General features: G+C 73.2%; 11 protein-coding genes. 5 read left to right on the top strand and 6 right to left on the bottom strand.

Translation table 11 applies throughout. The annotated features are described in order from the left end of the window. Positions 1-36 precede the first annotated feature (36 nt). Positions 37-627 (top strand): hypothetical protein, encoded by a 591-nt coding sequence (locus ACIP67_RS20285; RefSeq protein WP_401693329.1) that lies wholly within the window; start codon positions 37-39, stop codon positions 625-627. Positions 628-656: 29 nt separating this feature from the next. Here ACIP67_RS20285 and ACIP67_RS20280 read toward each other — a convergent pair whose 3' ends face one another. Beyond that, entirely contained in the window at positions 657-1,232 is a 576-nt protein-coding gene (locus tag ACIP67_RS20280; RefSeq protein WP_389514238.1) for a cob(I)yrinic acid a,c-diamide adenosyltransferase, read from the bottom strand. 419 nt (positions 1,233-1,651) lie between these two features. Between ACIP67_RS20280 and ACIP67_RS20275 the strand changes: the two genes are divergently transcribed. Both ACIP67_RS20275 and ACIP67_RS20270 read left to right on the top strand, forming a co-directional pair. Further along, on the top strand, positions 1,652-1,975 hold the full coding sequence (locus ACIP67_RS20275; RefSeq protein ID WP_385061639.1) for an STAS domain-containing protein: 324 nt from the start codon (positions 1,652-1,654) through the stop codon (positions 1,973-1,975). Between the two features lie 311 nt (positions 1,976-2,286). Continuing rightward, the gene (locus ACIP67_RS20270; RefSeq protein ID WP_401693328.1) at positions 2,287-4,881 is read left to right on the top strand and encodes an ATP-binding protein; all 2,595 of its coding nucleotides are present in this window, start codon (positions 2,287-2,289) and stop codon (positions 4,879-4,881) included. Between the two features lie 280 nt (positions 4,882-5,161). Here ACIP67_RS20270 and nucS read toward each other — a convergent pair whose 3' ends face one another. Then, a complete protein-coding gene (gene nucS, locus ACIP67_RS20265) occupies positions 5,162-5,833 on the bottom strand; it encodes an endonuclease NucS (RefSeq protein WP_401693327.1) in 672 nt (223 codons plus the stop codon). Between the two features lie 312 nt (positions 5,834-6,145). Here nucS and ACIP67_RS20260 point away from each other — a divergent pair, with 312 nt between their 5' ends. Beyond that, the gene (locus ACIP67_RS20260) at positions 6,146-6,538 is read left to right on the top strand and encodes an SCO5389 family protein (protein ID WP_401693326.1); all 393 of its coding nucleotides are present in this window, start codon (positions 6,146-6,148) and stop codon (positions 6,536-6,538) included. 80 nt (positions 6,539-6,618) lie between these two features. Here the strand turns inward: ACIP67_RS20260 and ACIP67_RS20255 are convergent, their stop codons facing one another. Next, the gene (locus ACIP67_RS20255; protein WP_401693324.1) at positions 6,619-7,647 is read right to left on the bottom strand and encodes an LLM class flavin-dependent oxidoreductase; all 1,029 of its coding nucleotides are present in this window, start codon (positions 7,645-7,647) and stop codon (positions 6,619-6,621) included. 223 nt (positions 7,648-7,870) lie between these two features. Here ACIP67_RS20255 and ACIP67_RS20250 point away from each other — a divergent pair, with 223 nt between their 5' ends. Next, complete coding sequence (locus tag ACIP67_RS20250) at positions 7,871-8,203, top strand: ATP/GTP-binding protein (RefSeq protein WP_401693323.1); 333 nt, start codon at positions 7,871-7,873, stop codon at positions 8,201-8,203. Positions 8,204-8,221: 18 nt separating this feature from the next. On the opposite strand, the gene ACIP67_RS20245 is transcribed toward ACIP67_RS20250, so the two are convergent. From ACIP67_RS20245 to ACIP67_RS20235, 3 genes are all read right to left on the bottom strand, one after another. Next, positions 8,222-9,085, bottom strand: coding sequence for an ABC transporter permease (locus ACIP67_RS20245; RefSeq protein ID WP_401693322.1), 864 nt, complete (start codon positions 9,083-9,085; stop codon positions 8,222-8,224). Beyond that, the gene (locus tag ACIP67_RS20240; protein WP_401693320.1) at positions 9,082-10,488 is read right to left on the bottom strand and encodes an ABC transporter ATP-binding protein; all 1,407 of its coding nucleotides are present in this window, start codon (positions 10,486-10,488) and stop codon (positions 9,082-9,084) included. Before ACIP67_RS20240 ends, ACIP67_RS20245 begins: the two co-directional genes overlap by 4 nt. A 111-nt stretch (positions 10,489-10,599) precedes the next feature. After that, complete coding sequence (locus ACIP67_RS20235; protein ID WP_401693318.1) at positions 10,600-11,370, bottom strand: ABC transporter permease; 771 nt, start codon at positions 11,368-11,370, stop codon at positions 10,600-10,602. Positions 11,371-11,372 lie beyond the last annotated feature (2 nt).

Here is an 11,372-nt window from a genome sequence, read left to right as displayed (position 1 = left end):
CCGGGAGCCTGAAAGGGTGACCGAGAGGAGCGAACCGTGATCGTCGCCCTGATCGCCGTGTGCGAGATCGGATTCTGGGTGCTGCTGGCCGCCGGCCTGGCCGCCCGCTACCTGCTGAGGATGGATCGCACGGGCATCGCGCTGCTGCTGTGCGAGCCGCTCCTGGAAGTGGTCCTGCTGGCCGTCACCGCGCTGGACCTGAAGCACGGCGCCGAACCGAACTGGACGCACGGCCTGGCCGCGCTCTACATCGGCTACACGGCCGGCCACGGCCACCGCACCGTGCAGTGGCTCGACGGCCACGCCGCCCACCGGCTGGCCGGCGCGCCCAGGCCCGCCGGACCCCCGCGGTACGGCATGGCCCGCGCCCGGCACGAGGGCAGGGTCTGGCTGGGCACGCTGACGGCCGCCGTCGTCGCGACCGTGCTGCTCCAGATCGCCGCCTGGTACGTGGACGACCCCGGCCGCACCGGCCCCCTGGAGAGCTGGCGCTGGGTGGCCTGGCGGGCGGCGGGCATCCACGGCCTGATCGCGCTGACGTACGTGATCTGGCCGAAGAGGGCGCCGGAGGGACCGCCGGCGGACCCGGTCCCCGGCGACAGGCAGAGGGAGGGCTCCCGGCGCTGAGACGGGCGCCGCGGTGTCCTCGGGGGTGCCTAGGCCCGTTCCCCGCCGGGCACCCACAGGACGTCGCCCACGGTCCGGTTGGCCGTCCGGGCGAGGATGAACAGCAGGTCCGACAGCCGGTTGAGGTAGGTCGCCGTCAGCGGGTTCATCACCTCGCCGTGCACCTCCAGCGCCGCCCACGTCGAGCGCTCGGCCCGCCGGACCACCGTGCACGCCTGGTGCAGCAGCGCCGCGCCGGGCGTGCCGCCCGGAAGGATGAAGGACCGCAGCTTCTCCAGCTCGGCGTTGAAGCGGTCGCAGTCGGCCTCCAGCCGGTCGACGTAGGACTGCTCGACCCGCAGCGGCGGGAACTCCGGGTTCTCCACCACCGGGGTCGACAGGTCCGCGCCCACGTCGAACAGGTCGTTCTGGACGCGGGTGAGGACCGTGACGACCGGCTCGTCCAGGCCGCCCAGCGCGAGCGCCGTGCCGATCACCGCGTTCGCCTCGTTCGCGTCCGCGTACGCGGCGATCCGCAGGTCGGTCTTGGCCACCCGGCTCATGTCGCCGAGGGCGGTGGTGCCCCGGTCGCCGGTCCTGGTGTAGATGCGCGTCAGATTGACCATGCGGCCAATCTAGACGGTCCTCGGGAATCCGTTCCGTTCCCTTCGTCACGGCCGCTCCGTACGGTGCCAATCGGTGCGAATCCGACAGGAATTGACGACGTGACCGGCGTCTCACGGCCTGAGACGTGAAACGCGTTACTAACCGGTCACACAGCCCCTCACGCCCGCTAGTGTCCGGCCGAGAGCCATGGGGAGGGCGACCGATACGCCGGATGGCTGATGCCGGTGAGATCGGCCGCACGAGTGGGCAGGGCTTCTCCAGGCACTGCTTCCGCACCGGCCCCAGGGGCCTCACCCTTGCGGGTGAATTCGGTATCGGTTCGCTCACAGACGGCAACCTCCGACCGCTTCGTGCAGTCAGAGGAGGCAACACCGGACACCACACCGCGGAGCACGAGACGCACGCTTAGGGGAGTGCTATGTACATCAGGGGCGACCACACCGAGCTGGTCGTCGGGGGCCGCCTCGACGTCCGCAGCGCGGCGGACGCCCGTACGGTCCTGCACACGGCGGTGGACGACGGCGCCGGAGACCTGGTGCTCGACCTGTCCGAGCTGGACTCCTGGGACGCCACCGGACTCGGCGTCATCATGGGCGTCCACCGCCGGGCCGGCCGCTGCGGCCGCCGTCTGGTCCTGCGCGACGTACCGCCCCAGATGCAGCGCCTGCTGGTGGCCACCCGCCTGCACCGCATCCTCGCCATCGAGGGCGGCATCGGCGTGGAGTCGCTCCCGCAGGTGTAGGACCCGGCAGCGGGGCACCCGGCACACCACGGCACGCGCGGGCGGCATCACGCGACACCCGCGGGCGACACCTCGTGGCGCCCACGGGTGTCGCGTGGCGAACCGCGTGCGGCGCGCGCAATCCTCACGAGACCGTGACGTCTCGGGCGGCGCGGCACCCCGGGCTGTCGTGGATACTGTGCGAAGGTTTACGGTTCGTCTGCCCGCCGCCCGCAGCCCTCGAGCGGGCACCGGACCAGAAGCGACAGCGCAGTGTGCAGCAAGGCCGGGAGGGGCTACCGCCACACGACGCTTTTGGGGGGCTTTGACCTATGGACCCGACGCACCGGGGAGCCGAGGAGTACGGCCACGACGGAGGCACCTCCCCGTCGGACGCATTCGATGCATTCGAGACCGCATTCGAGACCGGGGGAGTCCCCGCGTCCCGCCCGCGGCCCGCCAGGGACCCGCTGGCGCCCGACCTCGGCCAGCACGCCCCGGCCCTCGCCCGCACCGCACGCATCGTCTCGGGGGACCACCTCCTCACGGTCAACCCCGTCGACGGCAGCGAGATCGAGCTGTGCCCGCCCACCAGGCGGCCCCAGCGGCCCGCCCGGCGCACCCCCGAGGCGCGCGCCGAGGCCGACCGCGCGGCCAGGCCGCCCGTGCCGGCCGGCCCCGCCCAGACCCCGCAGCCGCTCCTGGGCCGCCAGGACGAGCGCGAGGAACTGGTCCGGCTGCTCGCCCGCGGCCGCTCCGTCCGCCTCACCGGCCCCGCCGGCTCCGGCCGCACCAGCCTGCTCCACCTCGTCGCCGAGGACTGCGCCGACCTCGCCCCCGACGGCGTCGTCCGCCTCACCGGCCACCGCCGCACCGCGCACGACCTGCTGCACGACCTCTTCCACGGCGTGTACGACGCCCCCCACCACCGCCCCGAGGACGACGAACTGCGTGCCCTCGTCGGCGAGATCGGCGCCGTCGTCCTGATCGACGACCTGGAGTTGGGCGGTGCCGCCCTCGACGAGCTGCTGGACGCCACCCCGGAGTGCGCCTTCCTGCTCGCCACGGCCCCCGACACCCCCGCACCCTCCGCCGACTCCGCCGTCGAGGAGGTCGCCCTCAGCGGCCTGCGCCGTGCGGGGGGCGTCGAGGTGATCGAGCGTGCCGTCGGCCGCTCCCTCACCGAGGAGGAGGCCAACTGGGCCGGCGACCTCTGGTTCGAGTCCGAGGGCCTGCCGCTGAGGTTCGTCCAGGCCGGGGCCCTGCTGCTCCAGCGGGACACACTGCGCGCCACCGCCGGCGCCGTCGACGAGTTCGGCGTCTTCGAGGACGCCCGCCCGCTCGCCGACCCCGTGGACGCCGACGCAGCCCGGGCCGAGGAGATACCCCTGCCCTCGCTGGGCGAGGCCGCCGCGCCCGCCCCGCTGCTCGCCGCGCGCCTGAGTTCCTCCGCCCGCGCCACCCTGCGCTTCGCCGTCGCCCTCGGCGGCGAGGTCCCGCACCAGGCCCACCTGCCCGCACTGGTCGGTGACACCCACGCCGACGCGGCCCTCGGCGAACTCGTCGGCTGCGGCCTCGTCTCCCCGGTCGGCACCCGCTACCGGCTCGCCGTCGGCGTCCAGGCCCAGCTGGAGGCCGCCGGATACGACGACGACGTCGCCGACCGCGCCCACACCGCCGCCCGGCACTACGCCTGGTGGGCCGGACACCCCTCGGTCACGCCCGAGCGGGTCTGCGCCGAGGCCGACGCCGTCCTGGCCGCCCTCCTCGTCACCGTCCCCGCCACCGAGCCGCCCACCGGGGACGAGGAGGCCACCGCCGTCCAGCTGGCCCGCGCCGCGGCACCCGCGTTCGCCGCAGGACTGCACTGGGGTGCCTGGGAACAGGCCCTGCACGAGGGCGCCGAGGCCGCGCGCCTGGCCGGGCAGCCCGCCGACCGCGCCTACTTCCACCACGAACTGGGCGTCCTCGCGCTGTGCGCCGGACAGCTCGACCGGGCCCGCTCCGAGCTGGAGGCCTCCCTCGGCCTGCGCGGCGCCCTCACCGACAAGCGGGGCACCGTCGCCGGCCGCCGCGCCCTCGCCCTGGTCTCCGACCGCTCCGGCGACATCCCCGGCCTGATGGCGCCGGCGGTCGCCGAGGAGGAGCCCGGCGTGCGCCGCGAGGAGCCGGCGTCCCCGCCCCGCGGCTTCCCCGCCGTGTTCCCGTCGTCCCCGCCCACCGGTCCCACCCTGGTCTCCGCCCAGCCGTCCGCCGAGCCGCCCGCCCGGACGCCGGCCCCCGCCCACCGCGGCCGGGGCGGCCTGCGCGGCCTCGCCCGGCGCAACCTCGTCGCGGCCGGCGCGGGCGCCCTGCTCGTCGCCGTGCTCGGCACGGTCGTCACGCTCGGCGCGACCTCCAGCAACGACGCCACCGACCCCTCCGACCGGGTCGGCGTCAACCCCTCCGCCGACACCGCCACGGGCGACGAAGGCCTCGGCGAGGACACCTCGGGCGAGGACACCGGCACCGGTTCCGGGGACACCGGGGAGGCGGCCGACGCGCCCGTGGACCCGGGGCCGGACGGAACGCCGGGAACCGCGGACGACCCGACGCCGACGGGATCGGCGGAGCCGACGCCGGGGGCGAGCGGCTCGCAGGACGAGCAGGACCCGGACGACGACGGATCGTCGCCGACGCCGAGCAGATCCACGTCGTCCAGCCCCGAGTCCTCGCCGTCGTCGTCCGCGTCGTCGTCGCCCGCCGAATCGCCGAGCACGCCGGCGGACCCCGATCCGGAGGAGTCGCCGTCGGACCCGTCCGACACGCCGAGCTCCCCGGCCACGGAGAGCAACACGGTCTCCTCCGCCCCCGTGAGCCCGTCCGGCGTGCTGCAGAGCAGCGCCGGGGGCACCCCGGCCGGGGACTCCTCGGCGTCGGTCATCTGACCCCGGCGGACGCGCCGAGGGCCGGGTCCGTCACCGGACCCGGCCCTCGGGCGCTTCTGACGGATCTCCGCGGCGTCGCGACGCCCGGCACGCTCCCCTACTGCCTGAACAGCGTGGGCGGTACCCCCACTCACCGCACGGTGTGCAGGGTCAGGTGGCTCCGCCGGATAACCCTGCACACCGCACGCCGAGGGCACGCACCGAACGCCGCTCCTTCTCCCACGGAGACCCGTCAGAAGCGCCCTGGTCGTCGTACGGCCGTACCGTCGCCGCTCGTGGCTCAGAACAGCCGCAGCTTGTCGTCCTCGATGCCGCGCAGGGCGTCGTAGTCCAGCACCTGGCAGCCGATGCCGCGGTCGGTGGCCAGGACGCGGGCCTGGGGCTTGATCTCCTGGGCGGCGAAGACGCCGCGCACCGGCGCCAGCAGGGGGTCGCGGTTGAGCAGGTCCAGGTAGCGGGTGAGCTGTTCCACACCGTCGATCTCGCCGCGCCGCTTGATCTCGACCGCGACGGTCCGGCCCTCGGCGTCCCGGCAGAGGATGTCGACCGGGCCGATGGCGGTCATGTACTCGCGGCGGATGAGGGTGTAGCCCTCGCCGAGCGTCTCGATGCGGTCGGCGAGCAGTTCCTGGAGGTGCGCTTCCACGCCGTCCTTGATCAGGCCGGGATCGACACCGAGCTCGTGCGAGGAGTCGTGGAGGATTTCCTCCATGGTGATGATCAGCTTCTCGCCCGCCTTGTTGACGACGGTCCAGACGCCTTCCTCGTCGCCGGTTCCCTCCTTCAGCGTGCAGGGCGGCGACATCCAGTTCAGGGGCTTGTAGGCCCGGTCGTCCGCGTGGATGGAGACGCTGCCGTCCGCCTTCACCAGGATGAGACGGGGGGCGGAGGGGAGGTGGGCGGTGAGCCGGCCCGCGTAGTCCACGGAGCACCGGGCGATGACGAGACGCATGGTCGGCAACGCTACTCGAAGCCCCCCGGGCCACGCGATTCGCCCACCCGTCGCCCGCCACCACCTGTCACCGTGGTCCCGGCAGCCGCACCTTTTCACCTGGAAAACGTGAGTTCCAGGGTGGCCGATACTGCGCCCAACCATCGCTTCCTAGTTGCTCATTCTCCTGGTGCGGTCACGGTCGGTTGCCTACGGTAGAGAACGGGAGGGTCGCGGTGCGTGTACTCAGCGTGCTCGGTGTTGGCTGCATGGCGGACTCCCTTTCCCTGTCCGGCAACCCCTGCGCGCTTCGGGGGTGCGAGAGGAGAACCCATGTCGCTCGACGTCTCACCGGCCCTACTCGAACAGGCCGAGCGAGGCGAGGTCGACGAAGCAGAATTCGTCGACTGCGTCCGGACCTCCCTGCCCTACGCATGGGAGATGATCAGCTCCCTGGTGGCCCAGCTGAAGGTGGACGGCGGTCAGTTCGCCGACAACCAGACGCCCCCGCCGGACGAGCAGGCACGTGGGCAGTTGCTGCGCGCGCTGGCGAGTGACGCGATTCGCGGCGCGCTGCAGCGGCACTTCGGCGTGCGGCTGGCCTTCCAGAACTGCCACCGGGTGGCGGTGTTCCCGGTGGACACCTCGGTGGACGGGTCGCTGGCCCGTTTCACGTCGGTCCGCAGCCAGGTGCTCAACCAGTCCCCGGAGTTCCGGGACTGCTGAGGCCGCGTGTGCCCCGCTTGCCGCTCCCCGTGGGGGAGGTGCGTCACCGGAGCGGCAAGCTTCCCGGCCGGAAAGGCCGTTCAGCGGAGGTGGGGGAGGACCTCCGCGCCCAGCCGCCGTACGTTCTCCTCGGTGGCCGCCAGGTCGCCGGAGCCCTCCACGAGCAGCACGAAGCGCGAGATGCCGGTTCGCTCACCGGTCGCCGTGAGGCGGTCGACGCACAGCCGCGGGGTGCCCACCGGGTGGAGCCCGCAGAGCAGTTCGGTGTACGCCACCGGGTCCCGCATGCCGCGGGCGCGGCCGTCGACCGTCACATGGGCGTCGAGGCCCTGCTTCAGCCAGCCCGGCATCGCCTTCACCAGCGTCTCGACGGCGTCGGTGCGCCGGTCCGCGATCTGGCAGACGCCCGCCGAGACGTGGCCCGCGGCCCGGATCTCGTCCGCCGGCCGTCCGGCCACGCGCGCGTGCTGCCGCCACAGGGCGACCATCTCGGCCTTCTCCTCGTCCCCGACGTGCATCCCGAGCAGCATCGGCAGTCCGCGTTCGGCGGCCAGCCGCACACTGGCGGGGGAGGTGCAGGCGACGACCACCTCCGGGCCCGCCGCGTCCGTCAGCGCCTCCGACGGCCGTGGGACGACGGGCACTTCGCGGAAGCGGTACCGCTCGCCGTCGGCCCCGACGGACGGTTCGCGCAGCCAGCGCACCAGCAGATCGAGTGATTCCGGGAACCCCTTCTCGTACGCCTTCAGTCCCGAGCCGAACACCTCCAGGTCGACCCAGGGGCCGCCACGTCCCACGCCCAGCGTGAAGCGGCCGCCGCTGGTCAGGTGCAGCAGCGCGGTCTGTTCGCCGAGGGCGACGGGGTGGACGGTGGGCAGTACGCTGACCGCCGTGCCGACCCGGATGCGCCGGGTGCGGCCCAGCAGCAGGGCGGCCAGGGTGACGGCGGACGGACAGGTGCCGTACGGCACGAAGTGGTGCTCGGCCAGCCAGACCGAGTCCAGGCCCGCCTCCTCGGCGACCTCGGCGGAGCGGACCGCGCGGTGCAGTGCCTCCCCGTGACCCTGTCCCGGGAACCGGGCCGCCAACACGAAACTTCCAACACGCATGGGACTTTCCTGCTTCCTTGGCTCCGACACGGAGCTCCCCCGCCCGGCATAACCGTCTGACACGTGCCGAGGACACGGTGGGGCGGGGAGATTTGCGGATTGTCTGCAGAATCGGGCATTTCGAAGGGAGACTTGTGGGGGTTGGTGCCCTACGGGTACCCCCACGGCCTCCGCGTAGGCTGGACGCGAACCCTGCTTCCTGTATAGCCCCGTGAGGTGTCCCGTGTCCCCGCGTCGCAACCGACCGAAGGGTGACGGCTCGTCCGGCCGGAGCGCCGAGGACGACCGGTCGAGCCGCTACGGCGGCTGGCAGTCCAGCGCGGACTGGCAGGGGGAGGAGTGGAGCGTACGGCATGTGGCCGGGGCCAGCGCGCAGGGCAAGTCGTACCGTTGCCCCGGCTGTGACCAGATGATCCCCGACGGGGTGCCGCACGTCGTCGCCTGGCCGGAGCACGCGGGCGTGGACGACCGCCGCCACTGGCACAAGGCCTGCTGGAACGCGCGGGACCGCCGCACCCCCGGGGTGCAGCGGTCCCGTAACGGGCCGAGGTTCTGACGACCTCCTCGACGGTGCCTACACGTCCCGCTTCTCCAGCAGCGCGAAGGCGCCGGCGAACACGACGGCGGTGACGCCGAGCGCGATCCACAGCGGCTCCCAGCCGGACGGGCCGGTCTCGGTCAGCGAGGAGGAGTAGAAGACGCTGAGCTGGTTGGGGATCGAGTACTCGAACAGCGCCTCGCGCAGGTCCACCAGGGACTCCGAGAACATGAACAGCGCGATCACCAGCGGGGCCAGCACGAGGCCGATCATGAGGGTGATGGCGCCCGCCGAGTGCCGGATGACCGAGCCGGCGGCCAGCGAGAGCAGCCCGAGCAGGGCGATGTAGAGGGACACCCCGAACGTGGCCTTCAGCCATTCGCCGCCCGACGGCTCACGGGCCTCGGAGAGCAGGGCCACGTCCACCATCGCGACGAAGACCGTCGACACCAGCGTCACCACGAACGCGACCAGGAAGAAGACGACCGCCTTCGCCGCGAGCACCCGGCCGCGGGACGGGCAGGCCACCATCGTGGTCCGGACCATGCCGGTGCCGTAGTCCGAGGCGGTGGTCAGCACGCCGAGCGTGATGATGCACATGCTGCCCAGGAGCAGTCCGAAGAAGCCGAGCGACAGCGCGTTCTCGCCGGACATGTCGCTGGTGCTGGCGGAGACGATGAAGCCGGTCAGCAGGCCGATGCCGACGACGAGCAGCACGAACACGCCCAGCGTCCACATCGTGGAACGCACCGAGCGGAGCTTCGTCCACTCGGAGGCGATGGCGTGCCCGAGGTGGGCGCGCACGACCGGGATCGGCGAGGTGTAGGAGGGGTACGCGGACCCGGGCGCCGCCTGCCAGGCGGGCGCGGCCTGCGGGGTCGGGGGCTGCGGCGTGCTCATCGGGCGTCCTCGGTCGTGGTCGTGGTCGGGGCGGGGGCGGCGGGGTGCGCCTGCTCCGGCGGCGCGGCGGCGGCCGGAGCAGCCGCGGGGGCCGCGGGGGCCACAGGGGCCGCGGGGGCCGCGGGGGCCGCAGGAGCGCCCGGTGCCGCCGGGGGACGGTCCTGCGGTGCGGCGGCCGGTGCGGGGACCTGGGGCGGTACGGGTGCCTGTGCCGGGGCGGGCGCCTGCGGCGGCTGCGCGTACGGGTTGGCTCCCGCCGGTCCCACGGCTCCCGGGTGCCCTGCCGGGCCGCCCGGAGCCCCCGGACCGCCGGGCACGCCCGGCATGCCGTACGGCGCCGGAGCGGGCCCCTGGGCGGGCTGCGGCGGCGCCCAGCCCTGCTGCGGGGGCGGCGGGGCGTACCAGCCCGGCTGGCCCTGGCCCGGCACCGGCACGGGCGGCAGCGCCCCCGGCGGCAGGGGCTGCTGGAGGCCGGCCTTCTGGTCGATGGTCGACCGGTAGTCGACGGCCCCCTGCGTCAGGCGCATGTACGCCTCCTCCAGCGAGGCCTGGTGCGGCGACAGCTCCCACAGCCGTACGCCGGCGTCGTGGGCGAGGTCGCTGATGCGGGGCAGCGGCAGACCGGTGACGCGCAGGGCGCCGTCCTGCTCCGGCAGCACATGGCCGCCCGCCTCGGTGAGCGCGGCGGCCAGCTTCTCGCGCAGCTGCGGCTCGGTGAGCGGGGTGCGGACGCGCGCGAAGTCGGCGGAGTTGGCCGAGATGAAGTCCTTCACGCTCATGTCGGCGAGGAGCTGGCCCCGGCCGATGACGACCAGGTGGTCGGCGGTCAGCGCCATCTCGCTCATCAGGTGCGAGGAGACGAACACGGTCCGCCCCTCCGCCGCGAGGGACTTCATCAGGTTGCGCACCCAGAGGATGCCCTCGGGGTCGAGGCCGTTGACCGGCTCGTCGAAGAGCAGCACCTGGGGGTCGCCGAGGAGCGCGGCGGCGATGCCCAGCCGCTGGCCCATGCCGAGCGAGAAGCCCTTGGAGCGCTTCCTCGCCACGTCCTGGAGGCCGACCACGCCCAGCACCTCGTCCACCCGCCGGGCCGGGATGCCCGAGAGCTGGGCCAGGCAGAGCAGGTGGTTGCGGGCGCTGCGCCCGCCGTGCACGGCCTTGGCGTCCAGCAGCGCGCCGACCTGGCGGGGGGCGTTCGGCAGCTTGCGGTAGGGGTAGCCGCCGATCGTCACCGTCCCCGAGGTGGGGTTGTCGAGCCCGAGGATCATCCGCATCGTCGTCGACTTGCCCGAGCCGTTCGGCCCGAGGAAACCCGTGACGGTACCCGGTCGCACCTGGAAGGAAAGGTTGTACACAGCGGTCTTGTCGCCGTAGCGCTTGGTCAGGCCGACTGCTTCGATCATGCTCCGCACCCATCGACAGGTTCAGGACAGCGGGGCGCACGCCCCCCATAAGGGTTAGGAGGATATCGAGGCGCTGACGGTTCCGCTCAAGAGCAAGCAAAGACCAAAGGTTCACGCATCGCGTCTGCGCAGCAGCAGGTACCCGCCCGCCAGAGCCGCCACCGTCCACACCGCCATGATCGCCAGCCCGCCCCAGGGGCCGTACGGCGTGTCGTCGCCGACCGGGGTGACCACCTGCATGACCCTGCTGCCGGCCTGGTCGGGCAGGTACCGGCCCACCTTCTCCGTCGCCTCGACGTTGCCGAGGACGGTGGAGATCAGGAAGAAGAACGGCATCAGGATGCCCAGCGAGAGCATCGGCGAGCGCAGCATCGCGGCCACGCCCATCGAGAACACCGCGATGAGCGTCATGTAGAGGCCGCCGCCGATCACCGCCCGCAGCACGCCCTGGTCGCCGATCGACGCCCGGTGCTCGCCGAGCATGGCCTGCCCGAGGAAGAACGCGGCGAAGCTCGTGGCCGTCCCGACGACGAGGGCGAGCCCCGCGGCCACCGCGATCTTGCTGAACAGGAAGGTCCCGCGCTGCGGCACGGCCGCCAGCGAGGTGCGGATCATGCCGGTGCTGTACTCGTTCGACACGACGAGCACCCCGAACACGATCATCGCGAGCTGGCCGAGGCTCATGCCCGCGAAGCTGATGAACGTCGGGTCGAAGGAGACCCGGGTGCCGCGGTCCATGCCGTCGAACTCGTTCCTCGACAGCGCGGAGATCAGCATGCCGAGGGCGATCGTGACCACCACGGCGAGGGAGAGCGTCCAGACGGTGGACGCGACCGAGCGGATCTTCGTCCACTCCGAACGGATGACCTGGGTCGCCGTCATGC

Source organism: Streptomyces sp. NPDC088812, assembly GCF_044750285.1.
Taxonomy (GTDB): Bacteria; Actinomycetota; Actinomycetes; order Streptomycetales; family Streptomycetaceae; genus Streptomyces.
Note: the sequence above shows the minus strand (reverse complement) of the source record. Positions and strands in the feature narration are given on the sequence as shown.